17 protein-coding genes, 1 pseudogene and 1 riboswitch are annotated in these 21947 nt (G+C 43.8%); of the genes and pseudogenes, 6 read left to right on the top strand and 12 right to left on the bottom strand.

All coding sequences use genetic code 11. From position 1 onward, the window contains the following. Positions 1-143: 143 nt before the first annotated feature. Positions 144-5948: a lamin tail domain-containing metallophosphoesterase family protein gene (locus SFC25_RS14345; RefSeq protein WP_411215940.1), complete on the bottom strand. Its 5805-nt coding sequence runs from the start codon at positions 5946-5948 to the stop codon at positions 144-146. 158 nt (positions 5949-6106) lie between these two features. Continuing rightward, positions 6107-7003: a LysR family transcriptional regulator gene (locus SFC25_RS14340; RefSeq protein WP_411215939.1), complete on the bottom strand. Its 897-nt coding sequence runs from the start codon at positions 7001-7003 to the stop codon at positions 6107-6109. A gap of 94 nt (positions 7004-7097) precedes the next feature. Here SFC25_RS14340 and SFC25_RS14335 point away from each other — a divergent pair, with 94 nt between their 5' ends. Next, positions 7098-7868, top strand: coding sequence for a sulfite exporter TauE/SafE family protein (locus SFC25_RS14335; RefSeq protein ID WP_411215938.1), 771 nt, complete (start codon positions 7098-7100; stop codon positions 7866-7868). Between the two features lie 42 nt (positions 7869-7910). On the opposite strand, the gene SFC25_RS14330 is transcribed toward SFC25_RS14335, so the two are convergent. The 5 genes and pseudogenes from SFC25_RS14330 to SFC25_RS14310 all read right to left on the bottom strand — a co-directional run bounded on the left by SFC25_RS14330 (position 7911) and on the right by SFC25_RS14310 (position 12885). Continuing rightward, entirely contained in the window at positions 7911-9806 is a 1896-nt protein-coding gene (locus SFC25_RS14330; protein WP_411216101.1) for a PrkA family serine protein kinase, read from the bottom strand. A 98-nt stretch (positions 9807-9904) separates the two neighbouring features. Beyond that, a complete protein-coding gene (locus SFC25_RS14325) occupies positions 9905-10927 on the bottom strand; it encodes an HD-GYP domain-containing protein (RefSeq protein WP_411215937.1) in 1023 nt (340 codons plus the stop codon). Between the two features lie 54 nt (positions 10928-10981). Further along, a riboswitch (cyclic di-GMP riboswitch) is annotated at positions 10982-11067 on the bottom strand. Between the two features lie 71 nt (positions 11068-11138). Then, positions 11139-11342 (bottom strand): annotated as a pseudogene (locus tag SFC25_RS14320) (helix-turn-helix domain-containing protein); the annotation flags it as partial. 162 nt (positions 11343-11504) lie between these two features. Then, positions 11505-11978, bottom strand: a complete 474-nt coding sequence (trmL, locus tag SFC25_RS14315; RefSeq protein ID WP_411215936.1) for a tRNA (uridine(34)/cytosine(34)/5-carboxymethylaminomethyluridine(34)-2'-O)-methyltransferase TrmL — start codon at positions 11976-11978, stop codon at positions 11505-11507. A gap of 55 nt (positions 11979-12033) precedes the next feature. Beyond that, positions 12034-12885, bottom strand: coding sequence for an amidase domain-containing protein (locus SFC25_RS14310; protein ID WP_411215935.1), 852 nt, complete (start codon positions 12883-12885; stop codon positions 12034-12036). A gap of 246 nt (positions 12886-13131) precedes the next feature. On the opposite strand from SFC25_RS14310, the gene nfsA reads away from it, so the two are divergent. Further along, complete coding sequence (nfsA, locus tag SFC25_RS14305; protein WP_411215934.1) at positions 13132-13881, top strand: oxygen-insensitive NADPH nitroreductase; 750 nt, start codon at positions 13132-13134, stop codon at positions 13879-13881. A gap of 26 nt (positions 13882-13907) precedes the next feature. Here the strand turns inward: nfsA and SFC25_RS14300 are convergent, their stop codons facing one another. Then, entirely contained in the window at positions 13908-14732 is an 825-nt protein-coding gene (locus SFC25_RS14300) for a methyl-accepting chemotaxis protein (RefSeq protein WP_411215933.1), read from the bottom strand. Positions 14733-14912: 180 nt separating this feature from the next. Next, a complete protein-coding gene (queG, locus tag SFC25_RS14295; RefSeq protein WP_411215932.1) occupies positions 14913-16061 on the bottom strand; it encodes a tRNA epoxyqueuosine(34) reductase QueG in 1149 nt (382 codons plus the stop codon). A gap of 273 nt (positions 16062-16334) precedes the next feature. Here queG and dat point away from each other — a divergent pair, with 273 nt between their 5' ends. After that, positions 16335-17198 carry a D-amino-acid transaminase gene (dat, locus tag SFC25_RS14290; RefSeq protein ID WP_411215931.1) on the top strand — a complete coding sequence of 288 codons (864 nt, stop codon included), beginning with the start codon at positions 16335-16337 and terminating at the stop codon, positions 17196-17198. Between the two features lie 19 nt (positions 17199-17217). Here dat and SFC25_RS14285 read toward each other — a convergent pair whose 3' ends face one another. Together SFC25_RS14285 and SFC25_RS14280 are read right to left on the bottom strand one after the other, a co-directional pair. Then, complete coding sequence (locus SFC25_RS14285) at positions 17218-17376, bottom strand: hypothetical protein (protein WP_411215930.1); 159 nt, start codon at positions 17374-17376, stop codon at positions 17218-17220. Between the two features lie 159 nt (positions 17377-17535). After that, positions 17536-18177, bottom strand: a complete 642-nt coding sequence (locus SFC25_RS14280) for a TVP38/TMEM64 family protein (protein ID WP_411215929.1) — start codon at positions 18175-18177, stop codon at positions 17536-17538. Positions 18178-18495: 318 nt separating this feature from the next. On the opposite strand from SFC25_RS14280, the gene murA reads away from it, so the two are divergent. The 3 genes from murA (at position 18496) to SFC25_RS14265 (ending at position 21122) form a co-directional block, all read left to right on the top strand. Beyond that, entirely contained in the window at positions 18496-19776 is a 1281-nt protein-coding gene (gene murA / locus SFC25_RS14275) for a UDP-N-acetylglucosamine 1-carboxyvinyltransferase (protein WP_411215928.1), read from the top strand. Between the two features lie 93 nt (positions 19777-19869). Beyond that, positions 19870-20376: a metallophosphoesterase family protein gene (locus SFC25_RS14270; protein WP_411215927.1), complete on the top strand. Its 507-nt coding sequence runs from the start codon at positions 19870-19872 to the stop codon at positions 20374-20376. Positions 20377-20381: 5 nt separating this feature from the next. Further along, a complete protein-coding gene (locus SFC25_RS14265; RefSeq protein WP_411215926.1) occupies positions 20382-21122 on the top strand; it encodes an SDR family NAD(P)-dependent oxidoreductase in 741 nt (246 codons plus the stop codon). A gap of 38 nt (positions 21123-21160) precedes the next feature. On the opposite strand, the gene SFC25_RS14260 is transcribed toward SFC25_RS14265, so the two are convergent. Further along, positions 21161-21946 carry a glucose 1-dehydrogenase gene (locus SFC25_RS14260; RefSeq protein WP_411215925.1) on the bottom strand — a complete coding sequence of 262 codons (786 nt, stop codon included), beginning with the start codon at positions 21944-21946 and terminating at the stop codon, positions 21161-21163. Position 21947: the final 1 nt, after the last annotated feature.

The raw sequence follows: 21947 nt of genomic DNA, 5'->3' as shown, positions 1-21947 counted from the left end.
TATAAGGGTTTATATTAATCCCTTTCATAAATATCATCATTTTGAAAGCGTTTTTACATTTTTGTTTCTGTAAGAAAAAATCATTGCTTTTTTAAATTAAAAAAAGGATAATCGGAAAGCTTTTTTCCAATTATCCTCCATCTTTATTTGTTTGCTGTTCTTCTTTTATTAAACCAATACAATGTTCCGCCTAACACCAACAGTACAGCGCCAGCCAAAAGATAATTGAATAGCTGACCTGCTGTGTCAGGAAGAATTCCGCCGAATGGTGTCGTTTTTTTAAGGTCAGCAGGTACATGCGATACAGTATTCACTGTATTGTCACCTGATGGCTTCGTTTGATTCACTGGAATACTTGTATTGCCATTTTGATTGTTAGTCCCATTTTGATCATCAGTGCCAGGCTTCCCACCGGAATCAGCTGGTGGATTTTCTCCTCCGCCGATTATTGGATCCTCCTGCCCGCCGTCTGCTCCATCATCTCCTGAAGGATCCTCAGCTGGCGGTTCATTGCCATTGTCACCTGGTGCAGGAGCTCCACCGCCAGTAGTGAATGTCCATAGATCTGATTTCACCTTGCCGCCATGCTCATCCTCTGCGACAGCATACCAGGCATATTCATGGTCAGAGGTCAATCCATCCCAAGTAATAGAAGCAATTTCTCCACTTTTAACATCTTCTGCTTTACCTATTTCCTTCGTCCCGAAAACATTTACTTCTACATAGTTAGTAGCCACGCGTTTCTTTTGTGCATCCAATTCAAGCCCGATAGAGAACTCGTCTGTTCCCGGGAACTCTTCTTCATCATAATAATTGTAATCATCCATATATGGAGAATACGTTTTTACTTTAATTTGATCTGTCTCGGCATCAAAGAGCAAGATTCGCATATAACCTTGTCCGCCTTCAGGACCTGCCTGATAATCGGCAAGCATTTGATAGACTTTACGATCGGTTACGCCATCGCCATCGTCGTCGATTTCATCAATGAGCATATCGGCAGCATGATAGTGACCGCAAAGAACAGCAAACACATTTTCATTGTCCAGGACAAGCTCTTGGTAGAGTTTTTCACCCACTGGATGACGGTTTCCGGATGAAAGCAGATACTCATGGAAGTTCAAAATCGCCTTCCGATCCGGATGTGCTTTCAGGACCGAATCTGCCCATGCAATACCTTCATCATCGATGCCCCAGCCAAGATAAACCATAATATAGTCATTGCCATTAGAGGAAATCAAATCATAATGTCCTCTGTTATTCTTATAAGAACCACCATACCAAGGTTTATCCTTGAAACGGTCCTCTCCGAAATATCGATAATAATCGGTATAGTCATTACTTTTTTGCTCCACATCATGGTTTCCGGCCAATACACCGTATGGAACGCCAGCATCATCCAGCACCTGCATCGCTTTGTCTGCGACTTCCCATTGATATTCCTGGTCTGAGAAGTTCACCAAATCACCAGTATGGAATACATAATCAATGTTGAGTTTGTCCTTGTTATCCGCTATCCAATTCACTTGCTCGTTGTAGATATGCGGATAACTCTCAGAATAATACTGCGTATCGGACATCCAGACGAAACTATAATCATAATCCTCATCTTCAATTGCGATTTCATCCTGGATAAGCACATTGATCTTATAGTCTTTCACAAAGTCATCGACATTTACGGACCCTTTCAGATCAAAGTCCTCATCTCCTGCTACTTTGTAATCGATCAACTGCCAATCTTCTTCCTGGTGGTTCCACGCATACATGGAAACCTTGCGTCCTGGCAGGGAATTACCGCTCCAGTTGACTTCGACGACATGTTTGTCGTCAACATCCTTGGAAACAGGAACCTCAAATCGATGGTAAGGGAACTGCGTTTCGCTGTCGTTGATCAGATACTTGTCATCTACATCAGCAACCTTATCAATATCATCGCTGCTGAATGCTTCTTCCCCTTCTGGTGCATAGTCGGATGGCGGCTCATAATCGGCTGCATTCTTGTACGCTTTGATTTCACTATCTTGGCTGACTTTATATTTATGCCCTTGATAGAAAGTTACGTCCATGTCATCTCCGGTAGGGTCTGTCACCTTAACTTCAAGTTCCGGATTCTTTCCGATATTCCCCGCTTCATCCTCTGGTTTGATCAATTCCGGAGCAGCTGGGTGCTCTTCAGGAGTGGTGAAATTAATTGTACGAACTTCTTCATTTCCGGCTCTATCCTTTGCGCGCAGCACAAGTGTATGATCCCCACTTGCTAAGGTCGCAGAAGAAGTCTCATAAGGAAGTTTAATTTCTTCCCCATCCAGCTTTGCCGTAAAGCTATCAAGACCGCTTAACGCATCATCCGCACTTGCCTCGATCGTGAATGGACCTTTGTACGTTTTTCCATCTTCCATTGTTGTTTCAATGACAGGTACGGTATTGTCGACTGTCACGGAAACTTTGTCAGATGCTTCTCCATACTTTGCTTCAATCGTATGCGTACCATCTTCTGTTTCTGTTGTATCCCATTCATATGCATTTGCCTGGAATTTCTCTGGCTCAATGTTGAAAGTAAAGTCTTGAACTGGACGATAATTACCGTTATCCCCAATATCGATTACTTGATTGGGATCCGCAAACGCTGGATCGTACAATACAGTTCCATCTCCTAATACTAACCGGACATTTTTAGCATCAAAGTCGTCCCGGTTTTCTGGAGATTCCAACTGGAACGGAGAAGCCTTATTTCCGGCATGGATACTGATTGTATTCTTTCCAGCCTTCAACGTATCCGGGTCAACAGGAACTGTAATAGTCGTGTACGTATCGATCCAGTCATCGAATATACGCAGTACTTCGCCATCCTGTACAACTGCATTTTGGAAATACGTATTGATGCCATTCACATCAAACGCGAAATAAGCTTCCGTTTCCAGTGCTTTGTCTGTCTGCTGGACTTCTTTCCCATCTATCAGCAAAGCTGTTTCCTGATCTGCGTTATCAGAAGTGGCTTTCAGCTTATATGTTCCAGAAATCAACTGCCCTTCTTCCACGTTCAAACGCGGACTGGACTCTTTCTGATCACGCTCGATACTTACTCGTTTCGTTTCTGTTTTCGTTTCATTGAATCCATCTGTTGCAGCAAAATAATATTCCACGTAATCTTTCGCGATCAGCTCTGGTGTGTAAACCGTATGATGGTAGTAGCCTGTCTGTTCATTTTTAGTTAGATCAACCCGCTTGAAGTCACTCGTATCATCTGTACGATAGAAGACGGATACACGTTTGACACCTTTATCATCTGAGGCATCTGCAGAAATTTGCAGATCTTCCGTCTGGTTAATGGTATCTTTGTCTGTCAGATCTTCCACTTTCGGTGCCGTAAGATCTTCTTCTACTTGAATAGGTTCGCCTGGCACTTGATCGGAAGTGACACTTCCAGGAGTACCAAGGGCTGAACCAGCATTCAGCTTCAGCATATTTGTCGTGCCATCAAGCGGATACTTGAAGTTGATTCCCATATTAGCGACCGTATCCTTGACGCCAGACACCTCGTTATACGTTGCCATTGTAATTGTACTTCCAGCCTTTGTCGCAACACCGACACCGCGCTGGTCGCCATTGGCCATCCCGCCGGACTGGACTGTGAACAAGTTTTCGCCAAGGGTTAAATTCGTCCCGTAATTCTTATTGAAATCATCAGCAGTAAAATCATTATTGGAACCGTTGATAATCCAGAATACAGCAGTCTCTCCGGGCTGGATGACTGGACTTTCGTCCGGCTTCCAAGAGGTCACTCTAGTATCAGGGTACATGTACGTCAATTCATAGTCCTGCATATCAACCGGAGCTGTGGTATTGTTGTAAACTTCGATAAATTCATATCCGTCGGCCCCATTTACATTCGAAGAATCAGGGACCAATTCTGTCACTAGTAAGGATGGGAGCGCGGAGAAGTCTGTATCCGGCTGTTTCACTTCCACTTTATAAGTGTCGGTTTTGGCACTGTTGAACCCATCGGAAGTTTCTATATAATATTCCAGCGTTCCAGCTTCCAGTTCAGCAGTAGGAATTTCTGCTTTATACAATTCTCCTGTATGCTCCATACTGTATTGCTCGAATTCATCCGTTCCCTCTTTTTTGATATAAAGCGTCACATGCTGGATGAAATTCTCTTCTTTAATTGCAGCTTCGATTTGAAGCAATGCAGGAATGGTAACTGTCTTCACCGGCTCATGACTAATTTCCGGAGCTGTTTCATCTTCTTCAACCTTAACGGTTTCTGCTGGAACTTGCCCATCAATCAATCCGCCAGGAGAAGCGTTCAGCTGCAGTCCTACCTTCGTCATCTGCGCGGTACCGGAAGCTTTGTACGTGATTCCTTGATTTGGATACGTATCATCGATTCCCTCTGAATCATTATAGCTTGCTGCTGCAAGCTGAGCCCCGCTGTCAGTTTGGAACGCAATCGTTCGGGCAGATCCATTCGCCATCCCATCATTGTGGATTTCAATTACTTGCTCTTCTGTCAAATCAGTCTGGTAATGGCTGTTAAAATCAGCTAGACCAAGGGATTGGTTCGCACCATTCTTGATCCAGATCACAGCCTTTCCCTTAGGATCCAATATGACGGAGCGATCGATATTCCAATCCGTCTGTCTTCCATCAGGATATTGATAGGAAAGTTTATAATCCTTCAAATCCATCGACTGATTGGAGTTGTTATAAACCTCTATGAACTCATATGCATCAGCTCCACCAGCATTATCACTGTCTGGGACGATTTCAGTGATAAGAACCGGCGGCTGTGTCTGCGGATCAGGCTCGGTAACGGCTATTTGTATGCTTTGCAGCCCATTGTCAGGAAAACGCAATGGCGTATCTCCGCTAATCACATCAATGCTGTATTGGAAGTTCGGGCTCCATAACACTTCTTTCGGGACGACAGCCTCCCAATTGCCGTCACCTTTGTCTGCCATATCCACCTTTTGTTCGCTCATGCCGGGGGCAGTGACGTATGTGAGGACTGCAGAATCTGCATTCCCGTTTTCAATAGCTGCACGGATGACAAGATCCTTGCTGCTATCTGCATTGGTGATTGCTTCGTGAACGAGTGCAGGCTGTTCAGGCTGCTCCTCCTGGGCCGGCTCATCTGCTGCTTTTGTTTCTACCTGTACATCTTTTTCGGACTCTTTACTCTCTTCAGCTGGCTGTTCTTCTTCTGCAGCATCAGCTTGTCCTTCTTGTTCTTCAACCTTTGTTTCTGATTCAGCTGCTTGATCCGCTGCTGAATCCGCAGCTTGATCCTCAGAAGCAGGGTCTTCTGTCACATTTTCCTCAGGGGAATCCTGCTGCGAGTCTTCCAGTGGTTCTTCTTGTTCAGCTTGCTCTATCTTTTCCGAACCGGGTGATGGTGCTGCCAGAATGGTCGGTGTCTCTTGATCATTTGCGAAGTGGATACTTTCTTCCTGGTCCACATCCTGGAAGTGGAAGACAGAAACGGAGGTCTGCTCAGTAGTTGAATCCGTAATGGAAAGCTGCTGTTCATCGTCTTTGAATATGTAGGGTTCTGTCACATTGGTGAATGATGCGTCTGTCAATTCTGTCCCGAAGTGACTGTTGAATGCTTCGACTGTGGTCTCATGGTTCAAAGCAAGTACTGCATAGCCGTCTGCCGGAATTTGCTCCTCTTGCTCTTGTACAGTAAGCGTATGTTCCCGATCGGTTGTGTATGTGATGTCTAGATCTTTCCAGGATTTCGCTTCCTCTGTTCCATTATGTACTTCAATAAAAGATAACGCCTCAGCACCCTGCTTCTCGCTGCCATATACCTCCGTGATCGAAACCTTGTCCTCCCGAAGCTTTTCCTCTGCATTTACGGCTGGAATGGATGCAGGTAAAACAGCCTGCATAAGCAGTAAACATGCGCTGAGACCAGCCGCCATTCGATATGTACGCTTCATATAGCTCCCCCTATCTTTTATCGGGGATTGTCTCCCCGCATTCATTCTAGAATTTATGTATTAAGGATCAATAAAGAGATTGTAAATTGTTGTCATAATACTTCGACAAAAACCGATAAAGTGTTAACCAGAAAAAAATAAAGCGACATCAAGCCGCTTTATTCTCCAAATTTTGTTGAGTAAGTAACAATCTGTTCAATAAAATGCTCGCTAGCCGGAGAACGCACACTTCCCTCACGCCAAGCTACACCTATCTGCCTTTCTGTCGGTTCGATGAGCGGAATGCTTCTGACATGATGCATATGCAGTGTTTCCAAGGATGGAAGCAGAGCAATGCCCTGTCCTGCGGCAACAAAACCCAGTATAGTCATCATATCCTCACTTTCGAACGCAACTTTTGGCTCCAATCCATATTTTTCGACCATTTGTTCAAACATTACCCGGGCACTATAGCCTGGGCGAATAAGCAGGAAGGGCTCGTCTTCTATCTGGTGCAACGCCAGCTGTTCTTCATTTGCAAGCGGATGCGTATCTGATACAAAAACATAAAGCTGGTCTGTCCATAGCTTTCGCCAGGTTAGGCCCTCCACTCCTTGATCCATATTACAGATGCATAAATCAAGCTTTCCTTCCCTTAACTGATTGATCAATTCCTCTGTCGAACCTTGATTCAATGAAAACTCAACGGACGGGTAAATCTCCTTGTACTGTTTTAACAAACGAGGTATATGCTGCAGTCCTTGCGATCTCATAAATCCAAGTGTAATTTCCCCATACTGCGGATCCTTCATCTTCCGTATATGCTTTTCTGCTTTCGCCATTTCATCCAAGATTTTGACAGCATGTGTATAAAAAGCATCCCCGTAACGGCTGCGAACAATTCCTCGCCCCCTTTTCTCAAAAAGCGGGACTCCCAGCTGTTCCTCCAGCTTCTGAATCGACCGGCTCAAGGCTGGCTGCGAGATGGCCAAGGCCCTTGCTGCCTGAAGGTAATGTTCTCGCTCTGCTACTTCCTTGAAATAAACTAACTGCTGCCACTCCATATTTTCACCCATACCTTTTCTGCATTATTCATATGTTATTTATGCATTATACAATACTATTTCATTATGGTTAACTAAAAGTACAACTAGAAATGAGGGAACTATTATGGCTATTGAAATTATCCTTATTATGATTGCCGCAGGCCTTATTGTCGGCTTTGTCGGTGCCGGAGGATCAGGATTCATCATCAGCATCCTGACAGTGTTGTTCGGTTTCCCGATTCACGTTGCATTAGGCACTGCTCTCACATCGATGCTGTTTTCATCATTTTCAGGTGCAGTGAGTCACTACCGAGAAGGAAATGTGACATTGCGGGCTGGATTGATCATCGGGATCTTCGGTGCAGTTGGCGCCTTCATCAGCTCTCATTTTTCCGGAATCATTCCGGAAGATATCCTGAATTACCTTACAGCTGGAATGCTCGTACTATCTGGTGTAGTTCTTTGTATCCGTCTTTTATTGATGGGCAAACCTTCTAAAAAAGAAAATACAGTAAGTGCATTTATCTACCAAAACAAAATTGTTTACTTCATATCAGCCGCCTTGCTAGGCATCATTACAGGAGCACTGTCCGGATTGTTTGGAATAGGTTCCGCTCCATTCATCCAAATTGGACTGCTTATCCTGCTCGGACTTTCTGCGCAGCAATCTGCCGGTACTACGATGATGATTATCATTCCAATCGCCTTAGCTGGCGGAGTCGGCTATGCACAGCTCGGATTCCTTGATATCAAACTACTATTGGAAGTAGTTGCAGGAACGATGATTGGTTCATATGTTGGGGCGAAATTCACAAAACGTGTCCGTCCCGTCTACTTGAAGACAGCGATGGTACTGCTTCCGATATTTGCTGGTTTCCTGCTATTATCTGCATAAGACACACAAAAATAAGCCGCCGGGATCCCCGGCGGCTTATTTTTATCTGTTCAACAAACTTCCTACATAACGCAGCAGGTCGTTTGCCGATGTGGAATTATAATCATATTCGTCAATCAATGTTGCGACTACTTCGTTCATTTTCTTCAACTGCTGCTCATCTGGCGTTTTTGTGGACGTGGTGATTTTCACTACATCCTTCAGATCAGCAAACAGCTTTTTCTGGATTGCTTCGCGCAGCCGTTCATGAGATTGATAGTCGAACTTCTTCCCTTTTCGTGCATACGCCGAGATCCGGATAAGGATCTCCTCACGGAAAGCTTTTTTCGCATTCTCCGAAATTCCGATTTGCTCCTCGATGGAGCGCATCAGCTTTTCATCAGAAGGCATCTCTTCCCCTGTCAGTGGATCATGGAGCTTTGTCTTGTTGCAATAAGCTTCTACATTATCCAAATAGTTATCCATCAATGTTTTGGCTGACTCTTCATAAGAATAGACAAATGCTTTTTGTACTTCTTTCTTCGCGATTTCATCATATTCTTTACGGGCTACTGCAATGTAGTTCAAGTAACGTTCGCGGTCTTCTTTCGAGATGGATGCGTGGCTGCTAAGCCCATCCTTCAAGGACCGAAGTACATCCAATGCACTGATTGAACGCATTTCCTTCTTGATGATTGTACTGGAAATTCGGTTGATCACATAACGCGGATCAATGCCGCTCATCCCTTCATCACTGTGTTCTTTTTTTAGTTCCTGGATATCTGCGTCGCTGAATCCTTCCAGCTGCTTCCCATTATAGAGATGCATTTTCTTCAGCAAGCTGATACCGCCTTGGTTTGATTCTTTCAATCTGGTAAGAATGGTGAACATTGCAGCAATCTTCAGTGTATGCGGGGCGATATGGACATCTTTGATATCACTCTCCGAAATCATCTTTTGATAGATTTTTTCTTCTTCATCTACTTTAAGATTGTAAGGAACCGGCATGACGATCATCCGTGAATGCAATGCTTCATTCTTCTTATTCGAAATGAAGGAACGATACTCTGATTCATTTGTGTGCGCGACTATCAATTCATCGGCACTGATCAAAGCAAAGCGGCCGGCTTTGAAGTTTCCTTCCTGCGTCAAGGAAAGCAGATGCCAAAGAAACTTCTCATCGCATTTCAGCATTTCCTGGAATTCCATCAAACCGCGATTGGCTTTATTGAGCTCTCCGTCAAAGCGATATGCCCTCGGATCTGATTCTGATCCGTATTCTGCAATGGTTGAGAAATCGATGGAACCAGTCAGATCGGCAATATCCTGTGATTTTGGATCGGAAGGGCTGAACGTACCGATTCCTGAACGTTTATCTTCCGAAAAGAAAATCCGTTCCACGACAACATCCTCGATCCTTCCATCATACTCTTCTTCCAGTCTCATTAAGTTTAAAGGGGAAAGATTTCCCTCAATCCGGATGCCATACTCTTCTTCAAACTCTTTTCGCAGGTGTACCGGAATAAGGTGAAGAGGATCCTCGTGCATCGGGCAGCCTTTTATGGCATAAACTGCACCTTCATCTGTCAGTGTATATTCCTCCAGCCCACGTTTGAGCAGACTGACAAGCGTGGATTTACCTCCGCTTACCGGTCCCATGAGCAGTAGAATCCGTTTGCGGACATCCAACCTTCTGGCAGCCGGATGGAAGTATTCTTCCACTAGCTTTTCAAGCGGTTCTTCCAAACCGAATAATGCATCCTTGAAGAAGCTGTAGTTTTTTACACCATCTTCTTCTTCAATGCCTTTATGCTTGATCATATTATATACACGGGAATGTGCAGATTGAGCAAGATAAGGCCGGTCTTTCAACAAACGCAGATAATCAGCGAGCGTTCCTTCCCAGTGGAGCTTCTCTTGTTCCTGGCGATATTGCTGTACCTTATCCAATATATTCATCATTCATTAACCTCCCAGGCATTGTTAAACAAAAGGCGATTACCTTAATGTATGCCCAGGGTTTGGCTATCATGCCAGCAAATCCAATTAGGCTCTGCTTACGGTTTTTGCTTCCATCCAATTTCCATATACGATTCGTTCGTATATGTATCCAGCATCACATCATCAAGCTGCATAGCTTTTTTATCATTAGGGAATATATGCATCAACTGGGCAAGTTTCTTCACGATTTTTTTCGGATAAGCTTCCGACATCTCCAGCATCAATTGAATGGCTTCCGCAGCTGGCAGTACTTCCCGATAGGTACGGGAAAGTGTCAAAGCTGAAAACGTATCGACTACAGCCAAAATCTGAAGATCCACCCCTAATTCCGGTAAATAAGCGCCATCTGGATAACCCTTCCTATTCAGCCGTTCATGATGGCTTCGTGCATAGCGGCCGAGTAAAGGCTCACCTGCTTGGTGCAGGAGCGCTTCTCCTTTGACCGTATGTGTTTGCACAATCTCGTATTCATCTTTTGTGAGTGTTGTTGTTTTATCGAGAATTTCACGTGGTATTTCCAGCTTGCCGATATCATGGAATAAATACCCGGTTGCACAAAGATCCAGCTGGACGACGTTCATATGATAAGCGAGCATCGTGCCGATAACAAAAACATCCAGTGAGTGGATGAATGCATACGGATCTCTTTCCTCAAGCATATGCCAAAGACTGCTTCTCCCCATTGTCTTCAGACTTTTGATATACAAATCCTTCAAGAAACGAATGCTTTCTTCCTCATAAAGCAATTTTCCATAGCGATATTCAAAAGCGATGTAAGATAGATTTGTGTAAAAATGCTTCTCCATACTCCGCTTATATGTTGCTTGATGATCCGTTTCTTTCTCCAGCAGCTGTTGTATCATCTGCTGAAGCCGATCTGTCTTGCTGAATACATCAGCAGCTTCCTCTTCCTCTGTTTCAACAATGACCGAAGGAACTCTGTTATGCTTGAGCTGTTCCAGTAAAGCTGCCGTGATGACTGTCCCTTTATCCAATTTTGTTTTGTCTGCCAGAACAATATCACTGCCCAAATAATCACCTAGTAGTATATCTTGGATGCGTTTACGTTTTAAAATCAATTTCATTCTCCTTTTTCAAAAAAAGCTGCCATGCGAGGCAGCCTGAGAATCCATCTTCGCAACTGGCTGGCATAGAATCTCATTCCTTAGCCCCTCAAGTTTTGCGTAACTGCCTTTCAACAGTGCTGCCGTATATGTATGTAATTGTTTCCTGGTTGTGTTCTGCTGACAAATCAAGCAGCTTATGATAGTCCTCTTTTGTCGGCAGAAGGTCAACCATTTCCACATTCAGTGCTATCGCCAACTTACTGATGCCAACAAAAGAAATATTCCGCTTACCGTTTTCAATATCGGAGTAGTACGATCGATTAAAACCCGCCAAGCCAGCCAATTCTTCCTGTGTCAGCATCTGTTTTTTTCTCAGATATCGAAGTTTATCTCCAAATGCCCGAAGCAATAGCGTGTAATCTCTCATATTATTCATGCACTCCATTATACCTTGTCACTTCATTAAATCCACCGGATATAAGTGACATTAGTATAATGCTACCAAATAAAACATGTTAAAGTACTATATTTACCCCAATTTATCTATGCCTAAACAACTATAAAAAATAAACTGCACGCTAGGTGCAGTTTAAGATAATCCATCGAAGCGCTGCTGTCGGAGAGCTTCATAAATAATGATTGCAGCCGTATTAGACAGATTCAAAGAACGCACTTTATCTGTCATATGTATACGGAGGCATTGTTCCTCTTTCCCTACAAGCAAATCTTTCGGAATACCCGTCGACTCCCGACCGAAAACGAATAGCAGATCTTGGTCGGTATCGCTGAAATCATAATCGGAATAATGCTTGGTACCGAAGTTCTCTATATAATAAAAGACACCTTCCGGAAATTTTTCATATAGCTCATCTATACTATCGTAGTAATGGATATCTACGTCATGCCAATAATCCAATCCTGATCTTCTCAGCATTTTGTCATCCGTCGAGAAACCAAGCGGACGAATCAGATGCAAAGCTGTATCTGTCGCAAGGCAGGTACGAGCAATGTTTCCTGTATTAGCTGGAATTTCCGGCTGGAATAGTACGATATGTCTTGGCATTTACTTTCACCTCTGCTTTTCTACTTTCAACCTTACCAGTATAGCACAGCAGAGATCATAGCCCAATCTGGAAAAATTTATAGACAACATTCTTTGTATAAGCGGGAGAATCAACGTATGCCCAGTGACGCATTCTGCTGTTGGCAGTGTGTGCATTGACCAAAGGCTCGCCTTGTGCATTGCGGGCTACCACTATCGTATTATGGTTGAAATTACCATCACCCTCAAAATCATAGCAAATCACATCTCCAGGCCGCAGCATTCTGGCATCGGCTACTTCCTTACCGCGCAACCCTTGTTTTGATCCGCTTAAATACCATCGCAAAGCATTCGCTACTGTGAAACTATAGCTCCAGTTATCCCCATTGAACCACCATCCTGAATTCCTATCCGGTTCTCCCCGCATCGGTGCCCCGCCTGCCCGCAGGCATTGGGAAATAAAATTTGTACAGTCGACTTCGAACTTTTTGTAAGCAGGATTATAATCATTCCACCATCTCTCGGCATACTGTACAGCTGCCCTTCTGTCGTATGTGAATTGCCTGTCGAAATCCTGATCGTTGCTCTCGTATACAACAAGCCCTTGAACATGAGGCTGGACAGCATCCTCAATTCGTTCGTCATGGATGATTTGTCCGTCTCGCAAACGGGCTACATGTGTATGCACTTCTTCTTCATGATACGTAGCGTGCTGTTTGTGCACGAGAAAAGTTGCACATAAACGATAGGTGATGATGTCTTCCTCTCCATCATGCTCTTCACTTACTATTGTTCCTTCTCCTCGAATCTGGGCAACCTTCGCTCCATCTTTTTCATGGGAAGCAATTCGGTTGACGAGCCAATTCCCAGTCTTCTTCCCATCAACTTCCCGCAACCAATACTCTGCCAGCTGTTCACTCTTCCCCATCTCTATCCCTCCTGTTCTTTCTGCGATATGACATGGCATATCCCCGCAGGAGGAGCAGGCCTCCTACGACGAATACGGATAAAACTGTCATGAATGTCTCCATGCTCCCACCTCACTTGTATGTATGTAGAATCATGACAGTATATGCTTCACCCGCTTGTCAGATTCTATTTATGAAAGCGCAAACATTTTTTAGTTACAAATGTGACAAATTTGTGTATCCTTATAAAAAAGGGGGAGAATACGATGTCTGATGTGTTGCAAACCATCCTTAACCACAAATCAGTAAGATCATTTACGTCTGAGCGCCTTACAGAGGAACAGATCAAAGAACTCGTCACCGCTGCTCAAGCAGCATCCTCGTCGAGCTTCCTCCAGGCGTACTCCATCATAGGTGTTAGCGATCCTCTAGTGAAAAAAGAGCTTAGCACTTATGCTGGGAGCCAGGAGTATGTCGTAAATAATGGCCACTTCTTTGTTTTTTGTGCTGATTTCTACCGCCATAAAGAAATGGCAAGCAATCTGCGGGCAGACATCTCTGAAACGATTCAAGGTACTGAAGCTTTACTAATCGGTACCATCGACGCTTCACTCGCCGCTCAAAACCTTGCTATTGCAGCAGAATCGATGGGATTGGGAATTTGTTATATAGGCGGCCTCCGAAATAATCTGGCCGGCGTTTCTGCAAGCCTTGGTGTTCCGGCACATGTATTGCCGCTGTTTGGGATTGCTGTTGGTTATCCAGAGAAAGTGAATGAAAAGAAACCGCGGCTTCCTTTCAGAAGCGTTTATCATGAAAATAGATATAACGTGGATAAAGGAATGCTGAATGCACAGTTGGAGGAATATGACCGTACCATCCAGTCCTACTATGTGGATCGGACTGAGAACAGCCGGAAAACAACTTGGACCGAGCAGACTACAGATAATCTCCGTATACCAAAACGTGTATATATGAAGGATTTCATTTCGCAGAAGGGTTGGGCAAAGCATTAAAATAAGGCCGCTCCTGCGGCCTTATTTCATGAAGATGTAACTGTTTTGAAAAATGCTTCCATATCTTCGCCCAAAAGATGCAATTGGTCGATAAGCTGGCTGAAGTCATTCACTAAATCCGCTTGCTCACCAGATGCGTTACGAATTTGATCCACACTTCCGGATAAGGCGGTAATATTATTCTTAATATTCTCCAGTGAGATGCCCATACTTTTCGTAACATCTGTTGTTTGGGTGGAGAGTTTCCTAACTTCACTTGCAACGACAGCAAAACCCGCACCAGCTTTTCCGGCACGTGCTGCTTCGATTGATGCATTCAATCCTAAGATATTAGTCTGCTGCTGAATCTGGGAGATTTCACTGATGGAACCAGCTGTTGTTTCTGTCAGCAGCATGGATTCCTGCGACTGGGCTGCAATCTCCTCACTAGAAGCTGCGAGCTCTTCCGAATGGGCCGAAACAGTATGCAGCTTATCCTGCAGACCATCAATTATCTGTCGCAGATTACCGATATACCCTTCCATTTTTTCTTGTGCATCCAGAGGTATCGCGATTGCAAAAGCACCAACCACATCCTTATCTTCATTTCGAATCGGAAAAGACTTCGCATGAAGAGGAATACCATATACTTCCTTAGGTAATAAAACCGAACCATATTGGCCCGCTAATGCGGCACTTAAATTTTTATCCCCAGCTGGTATAGGACTTCCTACTTGAATTCCAAAATCCACCTTTGCAGTAGGCAGATAACTCAAGAATTTTTCTCTATCTGTAATTCCGATCATTGTATCGGTGCCGATCATTTTTTGCAGATCTTCCGCTGATTCGACTAGACTATGTAATAATTCCATAATGATCCCTTCATTTCTTGTATGCTTATTCGATAGTATCAGACAATAGTTTTAGGTATTTCATACCATTCTAAGCTCAAAAAAATATCTCTGCATTCCATCTGGTTACTATATACCCAGTCTTTCAAATAACTAAACCTTGCAAAATAAAAAAAGGAGCATTTTAAATGTGCTCCTTTTTCAATGCGTCTCTGCATATTCCTTTTCAAATTGCAGCCCTTTTCGCATCTCTTCCAGTACTTGTTCGTCCTGCTCTATGTTCATCGCTTTTCTCACTGCATCAAAACCTTCAGGCAGACCAATTTTGCCTATTGCCCAAGCTGCTGTCCCACGAATGACAGGTCGGGGATCTTGATTCATCAGTTCAATCAAATCCGGTACTGCTGATGTAGTTTTATAATGCGCAATAGCCAATATTGCATTCCGCTGAATCGGTTTCTTGCCGCGCCAAGAACCAGAAATAAGACCAAACTTTGCTTTGAATTCTTTATTCGACATCTTGAGTAACGGTTTCAGCAGCGGTTTCACAATTTCTGGATCCGGCTCCATTTCTCCATGGAGATGGAAGTCCATGCCTTTGTTCTTCGGACATACAAGCTGGCATGTATCACAGCCATAAATACGGTTCCCAATTTTTGTACGAAATTCATCTGGCAGGAAATCCTTTGTCTGCGTAAGATAAGCAATACAGCGCTGTGCGTTCAGCTGACCGCCTTGGACCAAAGCTCCTGTAGGGCAGGAATCAATGCACTTTGTGCATGTACCGCAACTATCTTCCACAGCTTCATCCGGTAAAAATGGAATGTTGGTGATCACTTCACCAAGGTATACATATGATCCGAATTCCGGTGTAATAACAAAACTGTTCTTAGCACTGAAACCAATACCTGCACGCTCTGCTACAGCACGATCGGATAACTCACCTGTATCGACCATCGATCGATAAGTGAAGCCCTCGACCCTTTCTGCGAGAAAGGTCGTCAGCTTATTCATCCGGTCCCGCAGCACTTCATGGTAATCCATTCCCCAGGAGGCCCGGCAAAACAATCCGCGCGGCTCTTCCTTCGTACTTTTTGGTGCATTCGGCAGTCTGGAAGGATATGCGAGCGCAATTGCGATAATGGATTGAGCAGAAGGCATAAGCTTCTTCGGTTCCGTCCGTTCCTCGATTGTACCTTTCTCAAAGCCTGACTGATAATTATTCTCCTGCTGCTGTTTCAGTCTTTCCTTCAGCTCCTGAAAAACATCTGCTGTCGTAAACCTTATCTTGTCTACACCAATCTTCTTGCTGTAGGCAATCAGCTCCTGCTTCAGTTGTTCTGTATCCATTATGCGGCCTCCTTTCTTTTATCATTATTCCATAATATACATAGTAAAAACGCAATGCCTCGTTACGTTTAAAACGAGACACTGCGTTGGCTCAAGGGTAGTTAACAAGTGCGAGAAAAGCGAAATGATTACCCCGGTTTATAAATAGTATGTTAAGTAGTATAACAAGGTTTTTACATGCACGCAACATTCTAAACATATTTCGACAAATTTTTTTCTCGCCTTTGCTTAATCCTCTGCTATACTGGATTTTAACAAGAGGGAGGTATGGATATGAGCTTATATGATTATTTGTTAACACAAGATGGGATAGTCACGAAAGAATCACTTTTATATCCCTTTGAGGAACGAGGCTTGCAATTCGGGGACGGCGTTTACGAGGTCATTCGTATCTATCAAGGGACATTTGATTTGCTGGAGGAGCATATCGATCGGCTTTATCGTTCTGCTGAAGCGATTAGGCTGGAGGTTCCATTTTCCAAAGAGGCATTGATTGCTTCCCTCCACCAGCTGACAGACAAGAATAACGTTCAAACAGATGCAAAGCTTTATCTGCAAATCACTCGCGGGTCTGCACCCCGTGAACATAGTTTCCCGGATGTACCAAGTAATTTCTATGCTTATATCGAACCTAGTGAACGACCTGTTTCATTGCTTCAGCAAGGCGTACGTGCTGTTTTGGCAGATGATATCAGATGGGATTTATGCTATATCAAAAGTCTGAATTTACTGCCAAATATATTAGCTAAGCAAACAGCTAAAGAAAAAGGAGCTTTGGAAGCTATTCTCCATAGGGATGGTATAGTTACGGAAGGCTCGTCCTCCAATGTATTCATCATTAAAGATCAGATTCTTTACACGCATCCTGCAGAAAAGAACATTCTGCATGGCTGTGTCCGCGGCAGAGTATTGGCTCTTGCACCGAAAGCAGGATTGCAGGTAGAGGAAACAGCTTTTACAACTGATCAGCTTCTCCAGGCAGACGAGGTATTTATCACCAGTACAACCAGCGAAATCATGCCAGTCATCGAAATTGAAGAAAAACAAATCGGTACCGGTAAGCCGGGTGATTACACACGTTCTCTCCAGCTTTCCTATGAGAAAGAAAGCGGAATCCAAGCTACAGCATTCGTATAAAAAAAGACCAATAGGCAGCCTATTGGTCTTTTATCTGTTTCTTTGTTCCTATGACGTCCTGTTCAAAAACTTGCAGTTCCATCTTAGAAATTTCAGCTTCTCCATACCTTACTTTCTCATAAATTGCGAGACTTGTATCATCGATATCGATGCGATGCGGGTAAGCCATTCCTGCCAAGTCTCGAAGCTTTCTCTCCCCTTTTTATACTTCTTCGCATATCTTTCCAGCTGAAACAAATGCACATATCACCTCTAATTGGAATATTATTCAAATCAACTGAACTCAGCATAACTCCTGCGTTCTAAAGAATATAAAAAAAGACAGCCTCAGCTGTCATTATGTCAGTATTTCCTTTATCTTTTCTCTTTTCCAAAAGCCTATCAGAGCACAAATCAATATAATCAATAGAATAAAAGCGATATACGTATAGTTTAAGGATACGATACTTGATCCGACAAGTGCATAAGTCATCGTTCCTGGAAGCACGCCCAATATACTGGCGGCCATATATTGCTTGAATTTAACACGTGTCAGACCGGCAACATAACTGACCAGATCATAATTGAAAACCGGCAGCACCCGCATGACCAATACATAAAAGAAACCTTCGTCATGCAATTTCTGCTTGATTTTCTCCACTCTTTCGCCTAATTTCTTCTCCCCGAACTTTCCGGAGAAAAAGTGAGCTAGGAAATACGCGACAATTGCAGCGCCTGCGGAACCAATTAAAATGAAGATGGTCCCCTTTACAAAGCCGAACGCTAAGCCGCCAGCAATCGATAATACAGAGGAAGGAAAAAAAATGACGGGTTTGACCGCATAGATTCCCATGTAGATCAATGGAGAAACGATCCCAAATGAAACAATCCACCCTTGGATATCCTCAGGTGACAGTTTAATATGTTCCCGGACGAACCAAAACAGAAAAAGTACAAGCAGCGCGATAGCCGTGCCCTTGACAACCTTTTTTCCTTTCATGATGAGCCTGCCTTTCCTTTGGTATAGTCCAGTCCTGTTTATTGTAGCACAAAAGTCTGTTACCGCTAGTATATGAAGCTCTTACCTCAGGGGTTCAAAGATATAGGTAAAAACTGCATACAGGAATACTTATTCCCTATCTACTTCTTGGCTGATTAATGGTAAAATGAAGTTTATGTGCATATGAGAGCAGATAAAAAGCGCTGAAGACTGTTCAGAATTACCGAAATTAAACAGTGATGATAGGTATATTCCTATTTTCTTAATTTCTTTAGTTCCTGATATTCTGCGCTGTAATTAGACAAGGAGCGTAATAGAGTGGACAATGCATGGTTTGAAGTCAGAAATAGCGGCCCGCTAACTGGGGAAGTTACCATCCCGGGTGCAAAAAACAGTGCGCTTGCACTGGTTGTGGCAGGCTGTTTGACAGATGAGACAATTACGATTCATGATATACCCGCAATCCGGGATATCTTATTGATAAAAGAACTTGCCGAAGATATCGGTTTGCATATGGAAGAGAAAGAGAAAAATACGTATGACCTTACCGGCAGACATATTACATCCGGGAAACTTGATTTAGCAAAAACATCGGATTTCCGTGCATCGTATTACTTTGTAGGAGCTTTGCTGCATAAAGTAAAAACTGTCCAAATTGGTTATCCAGGCGGAGATGACTTCGGTTCACGCCCAATTGATCAGCATGTGAAGGCTCTTTCTGCACTTGGAGCAACATTCGAATTCAAGCAGCAGTATTATGAAGTGACCAGCGAGAAATTGACTGGTGCAGAGATTACATTTGATGTCATCACATCAGGTGCTACCATCAATGCGATGCTGGCAGCAGCTAAAGCGGAAGGACGCACCACACTGCATAACGCTGCAAAAGATCCCGAGGTAGTTGATTTAGCGAACCTCCTGAACTTAATGGGAGCAAAAATCAAAGGTGCAGGCACAGAGAAGATTACAATTGACGGCGTGGAGTCTCTTCATGGCGGAATTGAACACACAGTAATTCCCGATCGTTTGATTGCTGGAGCATTTTTGATGGCTGCAGGTGTTACCAATGGGAAGATTACAGTTAAAAATGTCATCCCTGAGCACTTAGCAAGCTGTACGAATAAACTGATCGAGCTAGGTATGACAATAACAGAAGACGATGACTCGATGACAGCTTCAGGAACTGCACTGCAAGGTGCACGTATCCAGACAGGCATGTATCCGGAACTTGCAACTGATTTGCAGCAGCCTCTTACTACACTGCTCACTTTAGCAGCTGGCTCTAGCACGATTCTGGACAAAGTCTACCCTAACCGTAATGGACATGTCGCAGAGCTGAAGAAACTTGGCGCAGACATCGAAGTGGTTGATCATCAGATCCTGATTCACGGTGTTGCTAAACTGACAGGCGCAACAGTAAAAGCACATGACGTTCGCGCTGGTACTTCTTTAATTTTAGCTGGTCTTGCAGCTGATGGTGTGACTAAGATCACGGATGTGAAGCATATTCAGCGTGGTTACGAGGATATCGTCGGGCTGTTCACACAGCTTGGTGCAGATATCACATTGCATCAGCCCGAGCATCAGACTCAAATCTAACATCGACCGCTCCCCAGCTAATGGGTGAGCGGTTTTTTTATGATTGCTGAAACATGCTTTGGGGTACTATGAGATTGATTGGAGGAGAAGCTGATGCGAATCACCATCTTAGCTGATACACATATGCCGCGCATGGCAAAGGTTTGGCCAGCTGCACTGCTCCCCTATCTGGAACAGGCTGACCACATCATCCATGCTGGTGATTTCCAGGACAGTCGGGTTCTTGATTCACTTGCTTCTTTCGCTCCAGTTACAGCTGTTTCCGGAAATATAGATAGTCCCGAGCTGATTGACAACTTGCCCAAAAAACAGCTCCTTAGCTTTCATGGATTAAAGATTGGTTTAACACATGGACATGGTAAAGGGAAATCCACTGAACAGCGAGCAAAGCTGGCATTTGAAGGAGAACAACTCGATCTGCTTATTTTCGGCCATTCACATATTCCTGTTCATAAGGAAGAAGCAGGTCTGGTCCTATTCAATCCAGGATCTCCAACGGATAAGCGGCGGCAGGAACAATTTTCATTCGGGGAATTGATTGTCAATGAGGATGGTACATGGTCCCTGAAACACATTTTTTATAAAGATAAGAAAGGATGATTGTTATGGATTTCACAGGCAAAGTAGTGGTCGTTACTGGTGCAGGAAACGGGATTGGAAAGGCTGTTGCCCTTCAGTATGCTGCAAATGGCGCAAAAGTTGCTGCAGTTGATTTGGATCAAGCAGCTGTCGAACAAACTGTACAGGAAATGGCAGGAGAAGGACTCGCTCTCCAAGCTGACATGCGGAATCACCGGGACGTGACTGACTTTATGAAGCAAGCCTTTGACCATTTTGGACAAATTGATATTTTGATCAACAACGCTGGTATCAGTGCGTTCAAGAATATGTTTGAACTAGAGGTCGAAGAATGGGATAGTATCATCAACACAAATTTGCGCGGCACTTTCCTGGCCAGCAGAGAAGCAGCTGGATATATGAAGGAAAGCGGAAAAGGCGGATCGATCGTAAACATCGCATCGACTCGCGCGACTATGTCGGAACCAGATACGGAAGCATATGCCGCTACCAAAGGCGGTATCGTCGCTCTGACTCATGCACTTGCCATGTCTTTGCAGGACGACTATATAACGGTAAATAGCATCAGTCCAGGTTGGATTGAAACAAAAGAATACGATAGCCTGCGACCTGTCGATCATGATCAGCATCCCTCCAAACGGGTTGGAACGCCATCGGATATTGCCAGAGCTTGCGTTTTCCTGACATCAGCTGAAAATAATTTCATCAATGGTGAAAACCTTGTGGTGGATGGCGGAATGACACGTAAGTTGATATATGAACATTAAAAAAAGACAATGCCCGCACGGGCATTGTCTTTTTTCTTTTATCCTCTTCCTGCTTGGAAGCTTGGATATTTGGTCATACCGCCATCTGCAAATAATGTTATACCTGTTACGTAGCTGGATTCATCAGAAGCAAGCCAAACTGCGACTGCTGCGATTTCCTCTGGTTTTCCGATATACCCCATTGGAATCATGCTCTCTACATCTGCTTTTTGCTTTGGATCTGCAAATTTCTCAGCATTGATCGGCGTGTTGATAGCTCCTGGCCCAATATTGTTCACACGAATCTGCTTTGGAGCATATTCAAGTGCCAATGTTTCTGTCAATAACTTTACCCCGCCTTTACTAGCTGCATAATGGGCAAATAATGGCCAAGGAATCATTTCATGTACACTGGACATATTGATGATATTTCCTTTTACATCATTCTCGACAAAGTACTTTAATGCTTCCCGTGATCCCAGGAACGCACCTGTCAAATTCGTCCCGATGACACGGTCCCAGTCCTTCAGCGATAATTCATGGGAAGGAACAGGATTCTCCACGCCGGCATTGTTGATCATGATATCCAATTTACCGAATGAATCGATAGCTGTCTGGACTAGTTTTTTGACATCCTCTTCCACCATTACATTTCCTTGTATGGCTACTGCATCACTGCCGCTTTCCTTGATTGCCTGTACTACCTCATCAGCTTTCTCGCCATTATTGTAATAATTCACGACAACTTTGGCACCTTCCTGACCAAAACGCAGAGCCATCGCTCTTCCCAAACCAGTAGATGAACCTGTAATGACTACTACTTTTCCTTGCAAACTCGGATACATA

Source organism: Terribacillus saccharophilus (assembly GCF_046592595.1).
Classification (GTDB): Bacteria; Bacillota; Bacilli; order Bacillales; family Amphibacillaceae; genus Terribacillus; species Terribacillus saccharophilus_C.
Note: the sequence above shows the minus strand (reverse complement) of the source record. Positions and strands in the feature narration are given on the sequence as shown.